The organism is Nonomuraea sp. NPDC050451, from assembly GCF_044458585.1.
The window spans coordinates 59,441-78,811 of record NZ_JBITHZ010000051.1; the positions used below are offsets into that span (position 1 = coordinate 59,441).

General features: G+C 68.9%; 23 protein-coding genes and 1 pseudogene. 17 read left to right on the forward strand and 7 right to left on the reverse strand.

Features of this window, described 5'->3' with window-relative positions:
* The first annotated feature begins 23 nt into the window (after positions 1-23).
* The 8 genes from ACIBI9_RS61650 (at position 24) to ACIBI9_RS61685 (ending at position 6,718) form a co-directional block, all read left to right on the forward strand.
* Positions 24-1,082 (forward strand): dihydrodipicolinate reductase, encoded by a 1,059-nt coding sequence (locus ACIBI9_RS61650; RefSeq protein WP_397237418.1) that lies wholly within the window; start codon positions 24-26, stop codon positions 1,080-1,082.
* The gene (locus ACIBI9_RS61655; protein ID WP_397237420.1) at positions 1,079-1,579 is read left to right on the forward strand and encodes a carboxymuconolactone decarboxylase family protein; all 501 of its coding nucleotides are present in this window, start codon (positions 1,079-1,081) and stop codon (positions 1,577-1,579) included. Before ACIBI9_RS61650 ends, ACIBI9_RS61655 begins: the two co-directional genes overlap by 4 nt.
* Positions 1,580-1,601: 22 nt before the next feature.
* A complete protein-coding gene (locus ACIBI9_RS61660) occupies positions 1,602-3,218 on the forward strand; it encodes a GMC oxidoreductase (RefSeq protein ID WP_397237422.1) in 1,617 nt (538 codons plus the stop codon).
* Between the two features lie 202 nt (positions 3,219-3,420).
* The gene (locus ACIBI9_RS61665; RefSeq protein ID WP_397237424.1) at positions 3,421-3,717 is read left to right on the forward strand and encodes a hypothetical protein; all 297 of its coding nucleotides are present in this window, start codon (positions 3,421-3,423) and stop codon (positions 3,715-3,717) included.
* Between the two features lie 43 nt (positions 3,718-3,760).
* A complete protein-coding gene (locus ACIBI9_RS61670) occupies positions 3,761-4,336 on the forward strand; it encodes a TetR/AcrR family transcriptional regulator (RefSeq protein ID WP_397237426.1) in 576 nt (191 codons plus the stop codon).
* Positions 4,337-4,389: 53 nt separating this feature from the next.
* Positions 4,390-5,484 carry a cytochrome P450 gene (locus ACIBI9_RS61675; protein ID WP_397237428.1) on the forward strand — a complete coding sequence of 365 codons (1,095 nt, stop codon included), beginning with the start codon at positions 4,390-4,392 and terminating at the stop codon, positions 5,482-5,484.
* Between the two features lie 146 nt (positions 5,485-5,630).
* Positions 5,631-6,218, forward strand: a complete 588-nt coding sequence (locus ACIBI9_RS61680; RefSeq protein WP_397237430.1) for a hypothetical protein — start codon at positions 5,631-5,633, stop codon at positions 6,216-6,218.
* Positions 6,215-6,718 carry a hypothetical protein gene (locus tag ACIBI9_RS61685; protein ID WP_397237432.1) on the forward strand — a complete coding sequence of 168 codons (504 nt, stop codon included), beginning with the start codon at positions 6,215-6,217 and terminating at the stop codon, positions 6,716-6,718. The genes ACIBI9_RS61680 and ACIBI9_RS61685 overlap by 4 nt, the downstream gene beginning before the upstream one ends.
* 26 nt (positions 6,719-6,744) lie before the next feature.
* Here the strand turns inward: ACIBI9_RS61685 and ACIBI9_RS61690 are convergent, their stop codons facing one another.
* Positions 6,745-7,854, reverse strand: coding sequence for a serine hydrolase domain-containing protein (locus tag ACIBI9_RS61690; RefSeq protein WP_397237434.1), 1,110 nt, complete (start codon positions 7,852-7,854; stop codon positions 6,745-6,747).
* Positions 7,855-8,004: 150 nt separating this feature from the next.
* Positions 8,005-8,283 carry a hypothetical protein gene (locus ACIBI9_RS61695; protein WP_397237435.1) on the reverse strand — a complete coding sequence of 93 codons (279 nt, stop codon included), beginning with the start codon at positions 8,281-8,283 and terminating at the stop codon, positions 8,005-8,007.
* A gap of 19 nt (positions 8,284-8,302) precedes the next feature.
* On the opposite strand from ACIBI9_RS61695, the gene ACIBI9_RS61700 reads away from it, so the two are divergent.
* Positions 8,303-9,025 (forward strand): phytanoyl-CoA dioxygenase family protein, encoded by a 723-nt coding sequence (locus ACIBI9_RS61700; protein ID WP_397237437.1) that lies wholly within the window; start codon positions 8,303-8,305, stop codon positions 9,023-9,025.
* On the opposite strand, the gene ACIBI9_RS61705 is transcribed toward ACIBI9_RS61700, so the two are convergent.
* The 3 genes from ACIBI9_RS61705 to ACIBI9_RS61715 form a co-directional block, all read right to left on the reverse strand.
* Positions 9,010-9,609, reverse strand: coding sequence for a chloramphenicol phosphotransferase CPT family protein (locus ACIBI9_RS61705; protein ID WP_397237439.1), 600 nt, complete (start codon positions 9,607-9,609; stop codon positions 9,010-9,012). The two genes, ACIBI9_RS61700 and ACIBI9_RS61705, sit on opposite strands and share 16 nt — an antisense overlap.
* A 50-nt stretch (positions 9,610-9,659) precedes the next feature.
* Positions 9,660-10,322, reverse strand: coding sequence for a class I SAM-dependent DNA methyltransferase (locus tag ACIBI9_RS61710; RefSeq protein WP_397237441.1), 663 nt, complete (start codon positions 10,320-10,322; stop codon positions 9,660-9,662).
* A 539-nt stretch (positions 10,323-10,861) separates the two neighbouring features.
* A complete protein-coding gene (locus tag ACIBI9_RS61715; RefSeq protein ID WP_397237443.1) occupies positions 10,862-12,043 on the reverse strand; it encodes a cytochrome P450 in 1,182 nt (393 codons plus the stop codon).
* A gap of 90 nt (positions 12,044-12,133) precedes the next feature.
* Between ACIBI9_RS61715 and ACIBI9_RS61720 the strand changes: the two genes are divergently transcribed.
* Positions 12,134-12,751 carry a TetR/AcrR family transcriptional regulator gene (locus ACIBI9_RS61720; RefSeq protein WP_397237445.1) on the forward strand — a complete coding sequence of 206 codons (618 nt, stop codon included), beginning with the start codon at positions 12,134-12,136 and terminating at the stop codon, positions 12,749-12,751.
* A 196-nt stretch (positions 12,752-12,947) separates the two neighbouring features.
* On the opposite strand, the gene ACIBI9_RS61725 is transcribed toward ACIBI9_RS61720, so the two are convergent.
* Positions 12,948-13,895 (reverse strand): RNA polymerase sigma-70 factor, encoded by a 948-nt coding sequence (locus ACIBI9_RS61725; protein WP_397237447.1) that lies wholly within the window; start codon positions 13,893-13,895, stop codon positions 12,948-12,950.
* Between the two features lie 95 nt (positions 13,896-13,990).
* Here ACIBI9_RS61725 and ACIBI9_RS61730 point away from each other — a divergent pair, with 95 nt between their 5' ends.
* The 4 genes and pseudogenes from ACIBI9_RS61730 to ACIBI9_RS61745 form a co-directional block, all read left to right on the forward strand.
* A complete protein-coding gene (locus tag ACIBI9_RS61730) occupies positions 13,991-14,602 on the forward strand; it encodes a carboxymuconolactone decarboxylase family protein (protein ID WP_397237449.1) in 612 nt (203 codons plus the stop codon).
* Between the two features lie 12 nt (positions 14,603-14,614).
* Positions 14,615-15,376, forward strand: coding sequence for an SDR family oxidoreductase (locus tag ACIBI9_RS61735; protein WP_397237451.1), 762 nt, complete (start codon positions 14,615-14,617; stop codon positions 15,374-15,376).
* 127 nt (positions 15,377-15,503) lie between these two features.
* Complete coding sequence (locus ACIBI9_RS61740; protein ID WP_397237453.1) at positions 15,504-16,088, forward strand: isochorismatase family protein; 585 nt, start codon at positions 15,504-15,506, stop codon at positions 16,086-16,088.
* Positions 16,089-16,500: 412 nt separating this feature from the next.
* Positions 16,501-16,653 (forward strand): annotated as a pseudogene (locus ACIBI9_RS61745) (transposase); the annotation flags it as partial.
* 172 nt (positions 16,654-16,825) lie between these two features.
* Here the strand turns inward: ACIBI9_RS61745 and ACIBI9_RS61750 are convergent.
* Complete coding sequence (locus tag ACIBI9_RS61750) at positions 16,826-17,593, reverse strand: class I SAM-dependent methyltransferase (RefSeq protein WP_397237455.1); 768 nt, start codon at positions 17,591-17,593, stop codon at positions 16,826-16,828.
* 164 nt (positions 17,594-17,757) lie between these two features.
* Between ACIBI9_RS61750 and ACIBI9_RS61755 the strand changes: the two genes are divergently transcribed.
* The 3 genes from ACIBI9_RS61755 to ACIBI9_RS61765 are packed head-to-tail and all read left to right on the forward strand — an operon-like array spanning position 17,758 to position 18,859.
* Complete coding sequence (locus tag ACIBI9_RS61755) at positions 17,758-18,072, forward strand: hypothetical protein (RefSeq protein WP_397237457.1); 315 nt, start codon at positions 17,758-17,760, stop codon at positions 18,070-18,072.
* A complete protein-coding gene (locus ACIBI9_RS61760) occupies positions 18,069-18,407 on the forward strand; it encodes a hypothetical protein (RefSeq protein WP_397237459.1) in 339 nt (112 codons plus the stop codon). Before ACIBI9_RS61755 ends, ACIBI9_RS61760 begins: the two co-directional genes overlap by 4 nt.
* Positions 18,404-18,859, forward strand: coding sequence for a tetratricopeptide repeat protein (locus ACIBI9_RS61765; RefSeq protein ID WP_397237461.1), 456 nt, complete (start codon positions 18,404-18,406; stop codon positions 18,857-18,859). Before ACIBI9_RS61760 ends, ACIBI9_RS61765 begins: the two co-directional genes overlap by 4 nt.
* Positions 18,860-19,371: the final 512 nt, after the last annotated feature.

Consider the following 19,371-nt stretch of genomic DNA (forward strand, 5'->3'; position numbering starts at 1 on the left):
CAAGCGCTTGCTACGCTCCGCCCATGATGTCCACGGTTGTCTGGGGCACGGGCAACGTCGGCCGCGCGGCCATCCGTGCGGTCGAGGCCCATCCGGGGCTGAAGCTCACAGCCGTACTCGTCCACGATCCGGACAAGGTCGGCAAGGACGCCGGCGATCTCGCCGGGCTCGGCCACGAGCTCGGGGTCGCCGCCACCGACGACGTCGACGGGGTGCTCGGCGCAAGCCCGCGCGCGGTGGTCTACGCGGCCTCCGGCGACCTCCGTCCCCAGGAGGCCCTCGCCGACGTGACGAGGGCGATCCGAGCCGGAGCCGTCGTCGTCACCCCCTCCCTCTACGCGCTCTACGACCAGCGCAACGCCCCGCCAGAGCTGCGCGAGCCGGTGCTGGCCGCCATCGGCGAGGGCGGCGGCTCCCTGTTCGTGTCGGGGATCGACCCCGGCTGGGGCAACGACGTGCTGCCGTTGCTGATCAGCGGGCTCGGCTCCACCATCGACGCGATCCGCTGCCAGGAGATCTTCGACTACTCCACGTACGACCAGCCCGACTCCGTCCGGTACCTGGTCGGCATGGGCCAGCCGATGGACTACGAGCCGCCGATGATCGCGCCGACCGTCCCGACCATGGTGTGGGGCGGCCAGGTACGCCTGATGGCCAGGGCGCTCGGCGTCGAGCTCGACGAGATCCGCGAGACCCGGGACCGGCGCGCGCTCGACGCCACGGTGGGCGAGTTCGAGGCGGGGACGCAGGGCGCGGTGCGGTTCGAGGTGCAGGGCATCGTCGAGGGCGAGCCGCGCATCGTCGTCGAGCACGTCACCCGCATCCACCCGTCCTGCGCGCCCGACTGGCCGACGCCTCCGAACGGCGTGGGCGCGCACCGAGTGATCATCGAAGGCCGGCCGCGCATCGAGGTCACGGTCGAGGCCACGGACGAGGGCGGCAACCTGTCCGCCGGAGGGAACGCCACCGCGGTCGCCCGGCTGGTGGGCGCCATCGACTGGCTCGCGGACGCCGGACCCGGCCTGTACGACGCGCTCGACGTCCCGCTGCGACCCGGCAAACTCGGAGGAAAACGACCGTGAACATCGACATTCCCGCAGGCCAGGACCCGATCGCGTACGTGTGGGGCGAGATGGTCCCCGGCATCGGGATCGCCGCCTCGAAGTTCTCGATGTCGGTGTACACCCACACGACCCTCGGACTGCGCGAGTTCGAGGCCGCGCGGCTGCGGATCGCGCAGATCAACGGGTGCGCCTTCTGCCTCGACTGGCGTACGGAGCGGGACGGGCAGAAGGTCGAGGACACGTTCGCCGACGCGGTCACGGAGTGGCGCACGACCGACGCGTTCGACGACCGCACCCGCCTGGCGGCCGAGTACGCCGAGCGGTACGCCCTGGACCACCACGGCCTGGACGAGGAGTTCTGGGCCCGGATGACGGCGCACTACAGCCAGCTCGAGATCGTGGAGCTGAGCATGTGCCTCGGCTCGTGGCTGGCGTTCGGCCGCCTCAACCACGTACTGGGCCTCGACACCGCATGCACGCTGACCGGCGGCTCATCGCCAACCCCCCGAAGATGAGAACCACGAAGTGAGGGACCGCATGCGCAGCACCGGAAAGTCCCCGACCCCCGACATCTCCCGCCGTGGCTTCCTCATCGGAACCGGGTCCCTCCTGGGCGCGGCGGCCCTCGCCGGCCCGGCCGCCGCCGCTGCCGGTCCGATCGCTGACGGGGCCCGCGTGCCGGCCCTGGTCATCGGCACCGGGTACGGCGGCTCCGTGGCCGCCCTGCGCCTGGCCCAGGCGGGCGTCGACGTGCACATGATCGAGATGGGCATGGCCTGGGACACCCCCGGCTCCGACGGCAAGATCTTCTGCAACACGCTCCAGCCGGACAACCGCTCCTACTGGCTCCGCACCCGGACGAAAGCCCCGCTCAACTACTTCCTCGGCTTCCCCATCGACCGGGACATCACCCGCTACACCGGCGTGCTGGACGCCGAGGAGTTCAGCGGCATCACGGTCTACCAGGGCCGCGGCGTCGGCGGCGGCTCGCTGGTGAACGGCGGCATGGCCGTCACCCCCAAGCGCGAGAACTTCGCCGCCGTCCTCCCCTCGGTGAACCCCGCCGAGATGTACGACACCTTCTACCCCCGCGCGAACGCCGGCCTCGGCGTCGGCACGGTGGACCCCGCCTGGTTCGACTCCACCGACTGCTACCAGTACGCCCGCGTGGGCCGCAAGCACGCCCAGCGCTCCGGCTTCCCGTTCACCTTCGTACCGGACGTCTACGACTGGGACTACATGGAGCAGGAGGCCGCCGGCACGGTCACCAAGTCGGCCCTGGCCGGCGAGATCCTCTACGGCAACAACTACGGCAAGAAATCCCTGCAGAAGACGTACCTCGCCCGGGCCGCCGCCACCGGCAGGGTCACCGTCTCCCCCTTGCACCGGGTGACCTCGGTCACCCCCGCGTCCGGCGGCGCGTACACCGTGACCATCGAGCAGCTGAACACCAACGGCGACACCACGGCCACCAAGACCGTGACCGCGGACCGGGTGTTCTTCGCGGCCGGCAGCGTGGGCACCAGCAAGTTACTGGTCAAGCTGAAGGCCACCGGCGCGCTGCCCAACCTGAACGGCGAGATCGGCAAGGGCTGGGGCGACAACGGCAACGTCATGTGCGGCCGCGCCAACCACCTCTGGGACCCGACCGGATCCCTCCAGTCGTCCATCCCGTGCTGCGGCATCGACAACTGGGCCGCGGGCGGCGCCTTCGCGGAAATCGCCCCGCTGCCCACCGGGATCGAGACCTTCGCGTCGTTCTATCTCTCCATCACCAAGAACCCGAACCGGGCCCAGTTCACCTGGAACGCCGCGACGGGAAAGGTGGACCTGAACTGGCAGACGGCCTGGAAACAGCCGTCCATCGACATGGCGAAGACGATTTTCGACAAAATCAACTCGAAGGAAGGGACGATTTATCGTACCGATTTGTTCGGCATCTACAAGATCTGGGGCGACCATCTGACGTACCACCCGCTCGGGGGCGCCGTCCTCAACAAGGCAACCGACAATTACGGGCGCCTGACTGCCTATCCCGGCCTGTACGTCATCGACGGGGCGCTGATCCCGGGCAACACCAGCGTCAACCCGTTCGTCACCATCACGGCTCTCGCCGAGCGGAACATCGAGAAAATCATCGCCACTGATCTGTGAAAAGATTTGAGGCCCGCACCTCTGCGGGCCTCAAATCTGGGCGTCGTGTCATCGCTTGGATCAAGCATGACGTCAGTTGCACGCGATCGTCAAGCAAACCCCATGCCACGGTATGGAAACCGCAGCCTTTTACGATGATATTTTCCCTTATATCGCCGCCCCGGGCGCCTATGGTGGAATGAAAGCCACAGAGGAGGCTGCGATGAGAGAGCACTTCGTCTGGGTGACGACGCGCCGCATCAGGCCGGGAGCGTTGGAGGAGTTCGAACGGGCATGGCGCCCGGACCCGTACCCGGAGGGCCTGCGCCACGCGTACGCGTACTGGTCCGAGGACGGGCAGGAGATCACCGGGGTATCGTTCTGGGACTCCAAGGAGGCGTGCGACTCCTGGCGGAGCTCCGAGGCCGAGAACCGGCGCCGCGAGATCATGAGCCCTTACGTCCTCGACGAGCGGGAAGGCTTCTACCAGGGCCGCGAACTCGGCGTCCCCGTACGGTGAACCAGCGGCCCGCCACCCGGCGGGCCGTCACTAGACTCGGCCCGTGTCGAGACGACAGGAGATCGCCGACGCGGTGATCGGGCTCCTCGCCGCGGAAGGCATGCGCGGCTTGACCCATCGAGCCGTCGACCGGGCGGCCGACCTGCCGGAAGGCTCGACCTCCTACTACTTCAGGACCCGGCAGGCGCTGCTCCAGGCGACGGTCGAGCGGCTCGCCGACCACACCGCCGCAGACCTGGCCGCGTTGCAGGAGCGGGCGGAGTCGTCCATGACCGGCCCCATGATCGGACACCACGGCCTGGTCGAGGCCGCGGCCTGGCTGCTCGGGCAGTGGCTCACCACCAGCCGCGACCGCCAGCTCGCCCGCTACGAGCTGTCCCTGGAGGCCACGAGGCGACCCGAGCTGCGCGAGGCGCTCCTGGCCGGCGGCGCCCGCGTGCGGGCCCTGATCACCCGCCTGCTGGTCGACTCCGGCGTGCCCGACGCGGACCTGTGGGCCCGCGATCTCATCGCGTACGGCGACGGCCTGCTCCTCGACCACCTGCTCAGTGATCCGGGCGAGCTGCCCGACCTGCGCCCCAAGATCCGCGCGCTGCTCGCCACCGTCGGCGAGGGCTGACCTCAGGACCGCTGCCCCTGCGCCGTTGGCGCGAGGAGGCGCCCATCCAGCCCATGCGCTACCCGGACGGCCACGACGGCTGGCTGGTGACCGGCTACGCGGCGGCCCGGGCAGTGCTGGCCGACCCCCGGTTCAGCAGCCGCCTGGAGAACCTGCGCTGGCCCGTCGCCTGGGAGGGGATCGATCCGGCGAGCTTCGTCCAGCCGCCCGGCTTCTTCATGCAGCTGGACCCGCCCGACCACACCCGCTTCCGCCGCCGGCTCACCGCCCAGTTCACCGTGCGCGGACTGAAGGCCCTGGAACCGCGGATCGACCAGATCACCACCGAGGTGCTCGACGCCATGGAAGGCGTCGGCGCGCCCGCCGACCTGGTACGCGAGTTCGCCCTGCCCGTTCCCTCCCTGGTGATCTGCGAGCTGCTCGGCGTGCCGTACGCCGATCGAGAACGCTTCCAGCACGACTCCGCCACGGCCCTGCGAGACGGATCGACCAAGGAGGAGGTCGCCGGCGCGGCGGCCTCACTGTTCGGCTGCCTGTACGAGCTGGCGGGGACGAAACAGGCGCACCCGGCGAACGACCTGCTCTCCGGCCTCGTCACCGGCGGCGAGCTGACGCTGGAGGAGATCGCCGGGGTCGGCCTGCTGCTCCTGGTGGCCGGTCACGAGACCACGGCGGCCATGCTCGGCCTGGGCGCGTACGTCCTCCTGGAGAACCCCGACCAGCTAACCGCGCTGCGCGGGAACCCGGCCCTGATGGAGGGCGCGGTCGAGGAGCGGCTGCGCTACCTGTCGGTCGCCCACCTGGGGCCGATGCGGGCCGCGTCGGAAGACGTCGAGATCGCCGGCCGGACCATCAGGAAGGGCCAGGTGGTGACGTTGTCGATCCCGGCCGCCAACCGCGACCCCGAACGGTTCCCTGATCCCGAGACCCTCGACGTCACCCGCCCCTCGCCGACCGGCCACCTGGCCTTCGGCCACGGCATCCACCAATGTCTGGGTCAGCAGCTCGCCAGGCTCGAGATGCACATCGCGTACCGGGCGCTGTTCGAGCGCTTCCCCACCCTGCGGCTGCCGGTGCCGCCGGAGGAGGTGCCCATGTGCACGGACATGACCATCTACGGCGTGCACACGCTCCCCGTCACTTGGTAACAGGGGATGGCGGTGGAGAATCGTAGGCCTCAGTGGTAAACCGCTGACACCGCATGCCACTGCGCCCCCACCGCCCTCCCGAATGCCCACTTCCGATCTTGTCCCGTACTCCGCCAATCTCCTTATTCTCGAAAGGAGTCGGACGCGTGACGAATGTCGGGCCGCAGGAACCTCATGGCGATACGCCGACGGCTACATATAAACGAACGCAAGCCCTGAATGCCCACTATGTCGGTTTCGCTGGCCGCGAGTACTACCCAGTGGTCTGCTTTCTGATATGGCTGGGCGCCACCATGGAGGAAGGCAAGGCCGCCGCTCAGGAGGCCATCGACAAGGGGCTGAAGCTACTGCTGCGGGAGCCGAGCTCCTGGGAGAGGATCGCGGACCAGTCGCGCTGGGTGCGCCAAGAGGCCGTCAGCGCATGGTTACGCATGCCGGGTAGGCATCCTCACCGCCAGGCGCTGGTCCCGCTCGCCGGCGAACTCGAGCCGGATCCACCGGACGATGAGCTGGCGGGTCTCATGGGGCTTACCGCCCACGTAATGTCCGCGATCCGGAAACTGCCGTTCGAACATCGATTGATCATGGCATTCTCGGTGTGCGGCCTGCCCGATTCCTATGCCGCCGCCGCGCTGGGGATGTCCGAGCATGAGTCCGCCGCGATCCGCGAGGAGGCCCGCACGATGCTGAAGCGAGAGCTGGCCGGCCACCGGCGAGAGCAGGTGCCCGAGTGAGTACGCACGACGCCCCGCTCAGCGACGACGATCTCGATCACCTTCTCTCCCTGGCCCACGCCGACCTGCTCACCTACGTCAGCACCACCGCCGCCCCGGTCTCCGTTTCCGCCGCCCTCCCGGCGAAGACGCCGATCTCCTCGGACCACCTTCGGCTGCGCGAGATCGCGCGCAGGCTCGTCGATACCGAGGTCCTCGCCGGGAGCCTCACGGTTACATTCGCCGCCGATCGCGCGTACGAATTCCGGCAGGCCGTGGACCGCGCGCTCGACGACGCCCGATCGGAGGACCTGCGACGGGTGCCCGATCTCCTGCGGGCACTCAATGTGGCCCTGGCCCGCGCCCTCGCGGTCGCTCTGGTGGGAGCTCCGGGCATCGACCATCGCCTGGGTGAGCTCATCGTCACCGTGGCCCGCGCGGTCGCCGACGCCGGGGACCTGGCGGGAGACCTGGCGCGAAAGGCCATCGACGCGGAGACACCGTGCCGGCTGGAGGCATGACCTCAGTCCCGCCCAGATTGTTCGCGTTATGGGCACAGCGTGGAGGTCAGCAGGGCCACGGCCGCCTTCTCTGGATCGCCCGAGTACGAGGTGATCGACAGAGCCACCTGCCGCGACCCGTCGGCCGAGCTGAACACCACCGTGAGGTAGCCCGGGGCACCCCCGCCGTGCCCCAACGCGGTGCCGCACGGCAGTGGCGCCATCTCCAGCCCCAGCCCGTACGTCCTCTTCGTCCTGCCGGGGTCCTCCATCTCCTTCAGCAGGGCGGAAGGGAGCAGCCTGCCCTGGAACAGGGCACGGTAGAACCGGTTGAGGTCCTCCGTCGTGGAGATGATCTCACCGGCCGCACCGGCGATCGTGGGATTGAACCGGGTGACATCGACCGGGACGGCCTTGCCCCCCTTGGTGACCGGCACATACGCGTGGGCGTGCGGCCCGGGCACCTCCGGCGAGGCACCCGGCAGGCGGGTGTGCCCCATGCCGAGGGGCCGCAGGATCCGCTTCCTGATCTCCGTCGCGTACGGCCTGCCGGTGACGCGCTCGATCAGCATGCCGAGCACGATGTAGTTGGTGTTGGAGTAGCCGTACCTGGCTCCGGGCGGGAATTCGCGCGGGAGTTTCCCCGCCCTGCCCACCAGCTCCTTCGCCGTCCAGGAGCGGTAGCGCTCCTTGGGGATGCCTGCCTTGTCGAACATGTCCGTCGTGTACTCGGGCAGGCCGCTGGTGTGCTGGAGCAGATGCCTGATCGTGGTGTCGGCCCCCTTGTCCACGAGCCCGGGTAACCACTGCTCCACGCTGTCGGACAGCTCCAGCTTGCCCTCGTTCACGAGTTGCAGCACCACGGTCGCCGTGAACGACTTGGTCACGCTGCCCACCCGGAACCGCCCCTCCACGGGAGCCGCCTGGGCCTTGTTCATCCTCGCCCGGCCGCTGGTGCCGCGCCAGGTCCTGTTCCCGTCGCGTACCTCGGCGATCACCCCGACCGCGCCGGCATCGACGATCCTGTCCAGCATCGTCTGCAGATCCGCCCGATCACGAGGGCCCGCCGTTCCGACGGCGGCCCCGGCGGGCACCGCCGCCACCGCCGTGATCAGACCCGCCGCGACGGCCACGCCGACGCACTTCTTCCCGTTCACCTTGCCCTCCTCCCGGAGCCCGCCTCTCGGCCTCCGCCACATCAAGATCAGCCATGGCGGGGCAGTACGGCATCGGAGGAGGCACCCACGGAAACCCTGATATCAGCCGATGGTCTCCCCCCTGGGAAGTAGGCCGATCGGCCACCCGCCTCAGCGGCTGGCCGCGTCCGGGGGCGGTTGCTCGGCGGGGAACAGGATCGCGCTGAGCAGGTACGGCGCGGGAGTGTTGGCGACCTGGTCCCGCAGCACCGTGAGCAGGTCGGTGAGCATCTCGGCGAGCACCGCGTACCCGCTGCTCGCCGTCCACTTCGAGAAACCCGCCCGCGGCCAGCAGGGCGACCTGCCTCGGGGCACTTCCTCCAGGCCGAGCAGCCCCGGCTGATCGCGGACCGGACACGACAGTTGAGTGCTCGAAAAATGGATGGACACGGCTGTTAGCGTCCCAGGAATGAGTGCAGTTGACATTGACCGCTTTGTCGCCGACGGGTTCGTGAAGCTGGAGGAGGCGTCCCCGCGCGAGGTCGGCGACGCCGCCCGGGCGTTGCTGTGGCGGCAGACCGGCCTGTCACCGCAGGAACCGGCCACCTGGAAGGAACCGGTGGTGTGGGCCGCGGACCTCACGGGTGAGGGCGCGCTCGGGGAGCTCATCCGGAGCCCCCGGCTCGCCGAGGCACTCGACGAGCTCTGCGGGGCCGGTGGCTGGGTGCCGCGTGGTTCGCTCGGCAATGTGCCGATCCGATTCCCGCACCTCCCGCCCGCCGACGACAGAGGCTGGCACGTCGACGCCAGCATCGCCCAGCCGGACGGCCGCTATCTGTGCGGCGGGCATCCGGAGACGTTGCTGCTGCTGATCCTGTTGTCGGATGTCGGCCCCGACGACGCGCCGACCCGCATCCGGGTCGGTTCACACCGGGACGCGGCCGCGGCGTTGGCGGGGCGCGTGCTGGACCCGTTCGAGGCCGGTCCGGTGGTGGACGCGGCCAGTTCGCACCGCCCGCTCGCCTATGCGACGGGCCGGCCGGGCGACATCTACCTGGTCCACCCCCTCACCGTCCACGCCGCCGACGAACATCGGGGCGACGAGCCGAGGTTCATGGCCCAGGCGCCCGTCTTCCTGACCGAACCGGTGACGCCGGAGGGGGGCAACGCACTGTCTCAGGCCATCTCGTGAGGCGCGTACCCTCCCGAGGTCAGCACGCGCCGCGTGCCCCTCGACCGCCAGGCGGTCACCACCGACTCCGCAAGTGCGGCCGAGACGCCCTGACTGGTGTCCACTTCGTAGTCGTACGCACCGAACGTGTGGATGCCGTCGACCTCGACGTGCCCCCGTCCCTCCCCGATGCGTCGGTCCCCGCGCTCGCGTTCTCTCCGGTCGATCTCCGCTAGGTCGCAGTGCACCCCGACAAGGAACACGTCGAAATCCGCCAACAGCTGTGACAGCTCTTCGCGCCAGGTCGGGAATTCGATGATGTGCTCCACGATCAGGTCGTTGCCCGCTCCCGCCAGGGCGGGCAGGCATCGGTGAAAGCCTTTGAAGAAGCGCGGCCGCATCTCGGGCCACCACGAGAAGGGACCCTCGTGGTCACGCCGCTCCGGGAGCATGCCGCTCGCCACGAATTGGTCGGAAGAGACATACAGAAACGGCTCATCGAGTGAGCGCCGCAGCGCCTTGGCCAGGGTCGATTTCCCGGAACTGGAGGCCCCGGTGAGGATGATGACGCGTCCGGGGCCTCGATCCGGTGGGGTGGGTTCCATGCTCACACGATGGCAGAGCCGGCGAACGCGTTCGGCCGGGTCAGCTTCCGCTACGACTCGCGGGGCTTGTGGGCCAGGAAGAAGGCTTGCCTGCCTGAGCGCGGCCTCTCGCTCTCATCAGGCTCGCGGATCAGTTGGGCGTCCACGACAAGCCCGGCATCGCCCAGCAGTTCGGCGATGTGCTCCGGGGGCATCCAGTAGACATCGAGCGAGATCTCGTGGCCGTAGCCCCTGGGCAGGTGGCGACGCTCATCACCGACCTTGAACGCGATCAGGAAACGGCCGCCCGGGGCCAGCACCCGATGAACCTCGGCGAACACCGTCGGCAACACCTCCGGCGGGGTGTGGACGGTCGAGTACCACGCGACGGCACCACCCACAGCCTCGTCCGCCAGGTCCAAAGCGGTCATCGACCCCTCCTCGAACCGCAGATCCGGATAGCTCCGGCGCGCGACCGCGATCATCTTCGGCGACAGGTCGATGCCGAAAGCGTTCACCCCGAGAGCCCGCAGATGGGCGGTGACGCGGCCTGGACCGCAGCCGAGGTCGGCGACCTCCCCGGCGTCCGGCGCCTGCGCATATTCGGCGAACGCCGCCAGCATGGCGCGATCAAGCGGCTTGGTATCGAGTTCGTCCCGGAGAAGCTCGGCGTAGTCGACAGCGACGGTGTCGTAGGCCACTTGGGTGGCATGCAGGTAGGCGGACTCAGTCATGGCCAAGGACGATAACCCCGTCGGCAGCAGCCAGCCAGCCGACGCGGGCTCGCTCCGCGCCGGCAGCACTGCAAGCGCTCCCCTCCACTGGAGGGAACCCGTAGCACCTCACGAATGGCCGACTATTCTCCAGCGCATGAAAGCGCTTGCCGCTCCGGCTCTCTTCGGCGCAACAGGCGAGCTTGGCCCCTTACGTTGCGGCGCATCGCTGAACGACCTCGTCGAGACCCTAGGCTCGCCCTGGGACATCGGCCCACTGTCGTTGGCATGCCGAACGGAATGACTCGCTCGAACGACTTGAGCTGCGGACCGAACCAGTGGGTGTCAACTTCGTGTTCCGGACAGCTGACGAACCTCTCCTGGAACAAGCCGGCGTCTGGATCGATGCGCATCCCTGCACTCCTCCGCCGCATGGGCTTCCCGACGACGGCTTGGGCACGTGAGGCAGGCGGCGGCCATCTTGGGATACATCCGGCCGAAGAGCGGCCGCCGTCTGCTCGTCTTCACGGTGCTCACGGCGGTCACGGCGGTCACGGCGGTCACCAGGTCACCGGCAGAGCGGTCAGCCCGCCGGTCAGCGTGCGCTTGTCGAAGGTCAGCTCCTCCACCGGGCAGCCCAGCTTGAGGGTGGGGAAGCGGGCTGCGAGCTGGGAGAAGACCACCTGCAGCTCGATGCGGGCCAGCGGCGCGCCGACGCAGTAGCGGGCGCCGTACCCGAACGACAGGTGCGGCACGGCGGGCCGGTGGAGGTCGAACCGGTCGGGGTCGGCGAAGAGGGCCGGGTCGTGGTTGGCGGCGCCGGTGTCCAGCAGCACCAGATCCCCGGCCCGGACGTGCACGCCGGCGATGTCCAGGTCGGTGCGGGCGTAGCGGGGGATCCCGCCGCCGCCCAGACGGGGAGCGCGCAGGATCTCCTCCACCGCGGCGTCGACCCTGGACGGATCGTCCACCAGGGCTTGCCACTGGTCCGGGTTGGCGAGCAGCCACATCGCGCCCGTGCCGATCGCGGTGACCGTGGTCTCGTGTCCGGCGAACAGCAGGAACATGCCCATCGCGGCGGCCTCGTCGTCGCTCACCCCATCGGTGGCGGCCAGCCGTGAGATCACGTCGGCGTCCGCATCGTCGTCGGCGCGTTTGCGGGCCACGAGTTTTTGCCCGTAGCGGAACAGCTCGGTCAGCCCCTGCTCGGAGCGGCTGCGGTCGGTGGTGTCGGCGGCGTCCTGGGTCCAGGCGCGGAACTGCTCGCGGTCGGCGTACGGGACGCCGAGCAGCTCGCAGATGACCGCGATCGGCAGCGGCAGGGCGAGCGCGGCGTGCAGGTCGGCGGGCGGTCCGGCGGCGGCCATCTCGTCCAGCAGCTGCGTGGTGAGCGTCTCCACGCGGCCACGCAGCGCGCGTATCCGCTTGGGTGAGAAGTGCGGCTGCAGCAGCGAGCGCATCCGCCGGTGGTCGGCCTGCTCGGTGTCGAAGCCGCCAAGAGGGCTGCCGAACAGCGCCGACTCCCCCGTGCGGGAGGCGCGCTCGGGCTCGGCGTGGGCGCGGCCGAGCCGGTCGTCGTCCAGCAGGGCGCGTACCTGCGCGTACTCGGTCACGAGCCAGGCGGGGTCGCCTACGGCGGTGCGGATGGCGTGAATGGGTCCCTGGGCCTGCAGCCGGCGTACCAGCGGCGGCGGCTGCAGGGGGCTGGGCTGCTCGAACGGCAGCTGGACGGGCTCGGACACGACTCCTCCACGAGGTAGACGAAAGTTTGTATACTCAAATGTATAAAAAGCTACTTGTATACTTCGAGTTCCACAAGTGGAGGAGTGCGGATGAGCAACCCCGACGCGGACAGCGACCAGGCAGAGACCGCCCCGGCCCCGCAGGCGCCGGTACGGCGGCTGCGCCGCGCCGAACGGCGCGAGCAGATCCTGGATGCGGCCACCCGCGCCTTCGCCCGCGCCGGATATGCCGCCACCGGCCTGGACGACGTCGCCACCGAAGCCGGGCTGACCCGGGCGATGCTGTATCGGCACTTCGACTCCAAGGCCGATCTGTACCGGGCAGTCCTGGACCGCGCGTGCGTACGGCTAGCCGAGGCCACCGGCGTCGACGACTTCGACGAGAACACCCTGCCCGCGATGATTCGGGCCGCCGCAGCCGATCCCGACGGATTCCGGCTGCTGTTCCACTACGCCGCCCGCGAACCCGACTTCCGCGACCTCATCGACTCCATCACCGCCGCCTCCCGCGAGATCGCCCACCGCAACCTCGCCACGCGCATCCCCGAAGGCCCCTGGCTGGGCTGGGCCGCGAACCTGATCCCCACCCTGACCATCGAAGCCGTCATCGCCTGGCTGGATGCCGGCCAGCCCGACCCCGACCAGGCCGCCGACCGCATCACCCAAGCCGTGCACGGGGTCATGGCCGCCGCTCACCCTTCCCACTGAACGCGACGCTTGTCGGTCTGCCCTGTGCGCCATGGGGCAACGACCTGGAGCGCGACGGCATAGGAGAAGTACAGGCAATGGGAGTTTGGCCAATCGTGTCGTGAGGTTCGAGGCGTATCGCGCCACTCTTACGTTGCCGTTGTCGCTCCTCGGGTCTTGCCGCCGCCATGTGCCCGCGCTGCCGGTCTCACTAAGCTCAGCGGGTCACGGCGGTCTCCCGCTCCACGCGCGACAGCTTCTCCGGATTACGCACGTGGTAGGCGCCGGTGACGTAGCCGTTCTCCACGCGCACCGCCACCACTCCGTCGATCTCCCCGTCGACCCGTACGAGCAGCCCGGGGCCGCCATTGATCTGAACCAGCTCGACCGACCGTTCTGCGTCGCGTTTCCACCAGCCGACGGCCAGCAGGCGAGCCACGTTGTCGATCCCCACGACGGGCCGCAGCAGGGCGTGCCTGACTCCGCCGCCGTCGCTCAGCGCGACGACATCCGGCGCGAGGACGTCCAGCAAGCTCTGCAACTCCCCGGTTTCGACCGCCCGCTGGAAGGCCTGGAGCGCGGCTTGGGTCTCGGCCGGGGAGGCGATGCCGCGGGGTCGGCGGGCGGCGACATGTGCCCGCGCCCGGTAGGCGATCTGGCGTACCGCGTTCGGGCTCTTGTCGACGGCTTCGGCGATCTCGTCGTAGTCCAGATCGAACACCTCGCGCAGCACGAACACTGCCCGCTCGGTCGGCTGCAGCGTCTCCAGCACCAACAGCATCGCCATCGAGACGCTTTCGGCGAGCTCGACGTCCTCGGCCACGTCGGGCGCGGTGAGCAACGGCTCGGGCAGCCACGGCCCGACGTAGGACTCCTTGCGCCGGCCGAGCACGCGTAGCCGGTCCAGCGCCTGCCGTGTGACGATCCGCACCAGGTAGGCGCGCTCCTCCCGCACGGTGCCGAGATCGACCTCCACCCATCGCAGCCAGGTCTCCTGCAGGACGTCTTCGGCGTCGGCGGCCGAGCCGAGCATCTCGTAGGCGACGGTGAACAGCAGGTTGCGGTGGGCGACGAACGCCTGGGTGGCGGAGTCCACGGAGTCGATGTGGTGGGCACGATCGAGCGGCTCGGCTGGGTCCGCACTTCGTTCGCTCCGCTCGGTCATGCCCCGCTCCTGCCTGTTCGTTCTCAGCACTGCCACACGCACAAGACGTGGGTTCCCACCGCTTTGTAACACCCCCGGTAGGTGGCCTATGTCACATGGCCGCGCTGTTACAGGGATCGGGGCGCCGTCGTCTCGTGGTCGTCAGGACGCCGCGCGAACGATCCGTACGGCACTACGACGAGTTGAGAGTGAGAAGGGAAGTCTTCCCCATGTCCACGCCCACGACGACCGACCAGCGGTCGCGCATGCCCAACCCCCTCCCCTTCCTCCCCGAGATGGCCGAAGTCAGCAAAGGTCTGCACAAAGCCCTCCAGAACGGCGCGATTCCGCAGACCACCATCCACCTGCTGCAGCTGCGCGCCGGACAGCTCCTCGGCAGCACGTACTTCACCATCAGGGAAACCGGCAACCTCCGCAGGATCGGGGAATCAGAGGAGCGCATCACCGCCGTGGCCACCTGGCACGACGCCACCTACTTCACCGACGCCGAACGGGTCGCGCTGGAGCTGGTGGAGGCGGTCCTCACCCCGAACCCGGCAGGGGAGCGCGTCCCCGATCAGCTGTACGCCAAGGCGTCCGCGCACTACGACGACCAGGCGATGTGGTCGCTCATCATGGCGATCGCCCACATCGGTTTCTTCACCCCCGCCGCTCTCATCGCCAAGCCGATCCCCGGCATGCCCCCCGGCCAGAACTACACCGACTAGGAAGGCATCGACATGAGCAAGATCGCAGTGGCCGGAGCGACCGGACGGCTGGGCAGCCACGTCGTTGACGTCCTGACCGAGCGGGGACACCAGGTCGTGCCGATGTCCCGCGCCACCGGCGTGGACATCATCACCGGTGAGGGCCTTGCCGAGGCCCTCACCGGGATCGAGGTCATCATCGACGTCGCCTCCTGGCACTCCTCCGACCAGGACGCCGCGACGGAGTTCTTCCGTACGTCGGCACGCAATCTGCACGAGGCCGGCCGGAAGGCAGGGGTCGCCCAGATCGCCATGGCGTCCATCATCGGCGCCGACAAGGCCACCGCCGGTTTCCTCGCCGCCAAGAAGGTGCACGAGGAACTCCTCCTGTCCGGCCCGATCCCCGTCCGCATTCTGCGGGCCGCGCAGTTCCACGAGTTCGTCGGTCAGCTCCTGGACTGGCAGCAGGGCGACATCGCCTACATCCCGGCCTTGCCCACCCAGCTCGTAGCCTGCCGCACCGTGGCCGAGGAAATGGTCGACCTGGTCACCGACCCCGACGCACCCGTCCAGCCCGCTCCCGGAACACCGATCCCCGAGATCGCCGGACCCCGCAAGGAGACCATGGCCGAGGCGGCCCAGCTCCTCGGCGCCCGCCGGGGCATCAAGGTCGTCGGCGTCGACGGCTCCGGCATGCCCGATGCCGAGATCGCCGCCGCGGGCGGGTTCCTGCCCAGCCCGCACGCCAAGCTCGCCGGACCCACCTTCCAGGAGTGGCTCGACACCCAGCCCTGAGCCGACCTTGCCCTTGTTCTCGGAACTCCACCACCCGGGGCTCCGAGAACAAGGGCTCCCCCGAGCCTCACCCTCGGAGACTCAGTGGCTGCCTCTTCGGACGACATCCTCAGAAAGGGGCTCACTCATGCCCGTCACCACGATCGACACAACGACCGCACTCGTCCTCATCGACCTGCAGAACCTCGTCGTCGGCCTCCCCACCACCCCCTACGCCGGCTCTGAGGTGGTGGCCCGTGCGGTCGAACTGGCAGATGCCTTTCACCACCACGGTGCCCCGGTTGTCCTGGTCCGGCTCACGGCCAGGGCGGACGGATCAGATGCTGCGCCAGGACGCACCGAGATCCCGCGCCCGCCTGGCCCTCTGCCGGCGGGCTGGGACGACATCGTCGATGATCTGACCGGCCACCCCGGCGACATCATCGTGACCAAGCGCACCTGGAGCGCCTTCTACGGCACCGACCTTGACCTGCGGCTGCGCCGCCGCGGCGTGACACAGCTTGTGCTGGCCGGGATCGCCACCAGCATCGGCGTGGAGTCCACCGCCCGCGCCGCCTACGAGCACGGCTACAACGTCACGCTGGTGGCGGACGCCATCGCCGATCGGGATGCGGAGACGCATCGCCACAGCATGGAACGGATCTTCCCGCTCCTCGGCGAGAGCGGCTCCACCGCCGAGATCATCGGCCTGTTGGCCAAGACCCGCGCCTGACGGTCCCACACGATCACCGGACGAAGGGACAGATGATGACGAAAGCGCTGGAATTGCCGCTGCACATGCGGCGGACCGGGCTTCAACCCGGTCGAGGAACTGGCCCGGGCTCGCCACAGCGAGGGTGTGCTACCGGTGAAGACGCCGTTCGGCGCGACCGCGTACGTGATCTGCCGCCATGAGGACGTTCGCCGGTGCTCGCGGATCCGGCCCGGCGCGTGCCGATGGCGTCCGGTTCCAGCTCACCGAGGTCAACGGGCAGCCGGGCGCCCTGGTGCTCGACGTCTGAGACCTGCTGGTCGGGGTGATGGGGTTGGACATCGCCGACGGGCAGATCCAGACGATCCACTCCATCGTCAACCCCGACAAACTGCAGCACTTCGACCGGGTCGGCGACCTCGGCACCCTGGTCGAGATCCGCCGCCGCACCGACGTGATCTTTCCCAACCGGCCCGCCATCATCCGCCTGATCGGTGCCGTGCTGGCCGAGCAGACCGACGAGTGGGTCGAAGCCCACCGCTACATGGGCCTCGACGTGCTGGCCAAGGCCCGCATCCGCGTGATCCCGGGCGACGCACCCTCCCCCAACCACTTACGACTTAACCCGCAGAAACAGGATCACGCGAAGATCGATTCATACACCACGTCCGTGGACGTGACCGCTCGGGCCGGCGCGACCGGACACAAGGTAGCTCTGTGTCATTTAGTGCGGGCTGTTCAGACGTCCTCTGCCCGGGTCAAGGCTCATCGCGCCGACGCGCGAGATGAACGGTGATGTCGGCGATGATCTCGACCGTTTCCGGCAGGACCTTCATGATCTGGCTGAACACCTGCTCGCGCTCCGCGTCCGGCAAGACGAGATAAGCCGAGACGGTCGAGAGATGACCGATGTAGTCGTGAGCAGTCAGCGTCAAGCGTCGTTCGATCACGGCCTGCTGGACATCGGTGAACCACTCGGACCGTTGAAGCTCCGTGCCTGGCCACTGCATCTCCGCCTCCGGAGGCGTCCCGTCCGGAGAGGGAACGCCATCACTTTCCAGGAACGGTGATCGCACCGTGCGGACCGCCTGTTCCACAGCTGGGTCGGCCAGTTCGATCGGGCCGCCGAATGAGGCGAACGCGCCGCCTGGCTCGATCAGCGAAGCCACCCGTGACCACCGACCTTCCGGGTTCGTCCAGTGCAACGCCGCAGCCGCGTAGACCAAGTCGTACCTCTCTCCCTGCCGCAGGTCCTCGAACGCGGCTTGCACGGTTCTGACGTTCGCCGGCACGTGTCTACGCATCTCGGTGAGCATGGCCCCATCGGGCTCGGTCGCCGTTACGGCGATCCCTCGTTCAGCGAACAGGCGGGTGGCCTTGCCTGTCCCAGCGCCGATCTCCAGGGCGGTCCTGACCGGCTGGGCCGCGTACGCCATCACCATGTCGAAGAGCTCCGTGGGATACCCCGGGCGGAACCGTTCGTAGGCTTCCGCCATCACTCCGAAGCTCAGTGCGCGATCAGACATGCCGAGCATGGTAGTCCCGAAAACGGTGGATATTGGGATGGGTGTCATGGGGCGAATGACGCTTCTGGCGCGCTATCTCGACATCGCATTGTGTGATCTTGTGGCGGGGGTCGATGATGGCCGCTATGCGCAGACGCGTACTGATATGGGCTGGGGTGGTCGCCATGGTGGCGGCCATGGCGGGGTTGGGCGTCTACTTCCGGCGAGTCGGCTTGGATGATGCTGACAAGCTGGCCAGTGTGATCGGCGCGTTCGTGGCTCTGGCCGGGCTGGGAACGGCGGCGTACGGGCTGGTCACCTCGCCTAAGCAACACGAGCCGCATGTGCCGGCATCAGAGCCGGACTCGCTTGCGATCGGGGGTGACACCGGCGGCATTACCTCGACCGGCGATGGCGCGATCAACGTGCACATGCGGGCGGAGGCATCCGGGCAGGGCCGCGTCTATCAGGCCGGCCGTGATCAGACCATCAACGAGTGATGGGCGCCTCGCCGGACGACGCCACGGTCGGGCAGCCACAGATCCGGATGGAAGGTACGGCATCCGAGCAGGGCCGGGTGTATCAGGCGGCCGGTGATCAGACCATCACCCAGACGGTCAACCAGATGGTGCTGCCGGATGCCGTGCTGCGGCCGGTCAGCGAGGTGGTGCTGGCTGCGGTGCACGGGCTGGGCGGCATCGGCAAGTCCACGCTGGCCGCCCGCTACGCCCGTGCCCAGGCCGCCTGTCTCAATCTGGTGGTGGATCAACGCCGACTCTGCCGCCGCGCTCCAGTCCGGGCTGGCGCACGTTGCTGCCCCACATCACCGCCGTGACCGACCACATACCTCCGGACGCCGACACGCTGGTCACCGCCCACCTGCTCAACCAGAGCGGGCTCCTCGTCAACAAGCAGGGTGCCAGCAGACACGCGATTGACTCCTTCGAGCGGGCCTGCATCGCATACAAACACGTGCTGGGCACCGATCACCCCTACACCCTGTCCTGCCGCAGCAACCTCGCCTCCGCCTACTGGTCAGTAGGGGATCTGGGCCGGGCCATCCCCCTGCTGGAGGCCACGCTCGCCGATCGGGAGCGCGTGCTGGGCAGCGACCACCCCGGCACCCTGGCCTCCCGCAGCAACCTCGCCCACGCCTACCAGGCGGCAGGAGATCTAGGCCGGGCCATCCCCCTGTATGAGGTCACGCTCGCCGACCAGGAGCGGGTGCTGGGCGTGGATCACCCTACGACGAAGGTGGTGCGGGCCAACCTGTCGGCGCTCAGGTAACCCGTCGCTCGGATGCGAGTTCCTCCGCCAACGGCTGAGCTCGCGGACCCGGACGCCTTCGCGGAGCTGGCGCAGGTCGGGGATGTGGTTGTGGAGCGTGCCCGGGCTGACATTGAGGAGCTTGGCGATCGAGGCGATCGAGTGTTCCGGGTTGGGCAGCATGTCGCGGGCCGCGCTCCGGGCGCCGCTGGCAAGTCCTCAACCCCGACGGGCGCGTGGTCGTGCACCGCGCCGCCACCCGTACCGAGGCCGTCGACCAGCTGCTCGCCGCTCCAGGCCCGCTCTTCGGCGACCCGACCGACACGATCCTTCACGATCTATGACCCCGAGCAACCGGCTCCACCAGCGCATCCAACGCCACGGGCTGACTCGTTCTGGGTGCGGCTCGGTGACGTGGTGGTTGGTCACGAGGTGGCAGGCTGGAGGAGTTCGATCTCGACGGCCCCGAGCGCTTCCCGCTCGGGGCCGTAGATGCGGCGGATGTTGGCCGGTTGCTGCTCGCGGGGGTTGTC

What these genes read in the sequence shown, in the direction of transcription:
- ACIBI9_RS61720 (WP_397237445.1), top strand. Translation starts at nt 12,134, where the DNA reads ATGAGCAACCCCGACGCGGACAGCGACCAGGCAGAGACCGCCCCGGCC.
- ACIBI9_RS61735 (WP_397237451.1), top strand. Translation starts at nt 14,615, where the DNA reads ATGAGCAAGATCGCAGTGGCCGGAGCGACCGGACGGCTGGGCAGCCAC.
- ACIBI9_RS61740 (WP_397237453.1), top strand. Translation starts at nt 15,504, where the DNA reads ATGCCCGTCACCACGATCGACACAACGACCGCACTCGTCCTCATCGAC.
- ACIBI9_RS61665 (WP_397237424.1), top strand. Translation starts at nt 3,421, where the DNA reads ATGAGAGAGCACTTCGTCTGGGTGACGACGCGCCGCATCAGGCCGGGA.
- ACIBI9_RS61660 (WP_397237422.1), top strand. Translation starts at nt 1,602, where the DNA reads ATGCGCAGCACCGGAAAGTCCCCGACCCCCGACATCTCCCGCCGTGGC.
- ACIBI9_RS61650 (WP_397237418.1), top strand. Translation starts at nt 24, where the DNA reads ATGATGTCCACGGTTGTCTGGGGCACGGGCAACGTCGGCCGCGCGGCC.
- ACIBI9_RS61705 (WP_397237439.1), bottom strand. Translation starts at nt 9,609, where the DNA reads ATGGAACCCACCCCACCGGATCGAGGCCCCGGACGCGTCATCATCCTC.
- ACIBI9_RS61700 (WP_397237437.1), top strand. Translation starts at nt 8,303, where the DNA reads ATGAGTGCAGTTGACATTGACCGCTTTGTCGCCGACGGGTTCGTGAAG.
- ACIBI9_RS61750 (WP_397237455.1), bottom strand. Translation starts at nt 17,593, where the DNA reads ATGTCTGATCGCGCACTGAGCTTCGGAGTGATGGCGGAAGCCTACGAA.
- ACIBI9_RS61710 (WP_397237441.1), bottom strand. Translation starts at nt 10,322, where the DNA reads ATGACTGAGTCCGCCTACCTGCATGCCACCCAAGTGGCCTACGACACC.
- ACIBI9_RS61755 (WP_397237457.1), top strand. Translation starts at nt 17,758, where the DNA reads ATGGTGGCGGCCATGGCGGGGTTGGGCGTCTACTTCCGGCGAGTCGGC.
- ACIBI9_RS61725 (WP_397237447.1), bottom strand. Translation starts at nt 13,895, where the DNA reads ATGACCGAGCGGAGCGAACGAAGTGCGGACCCAGCCGAGCCGCTCGAT.
- ACIBI9_RS61675 (WP_397237428.1), top strand. Translation starts at nt 4,390, where the DNA reads ATGCGCTACCCGGACGGCCACGACGGCTGGCTGGTGACCGGCTACGCG.
- ACIBI9_RS61730 (WP_397237449.1), top strand. Translation starts at nt 13,991, where the DNA reads ATGGCCGCGCTGTTACAGGGATCGGGGCGCCGTCGTCTCGTGGTCGTC.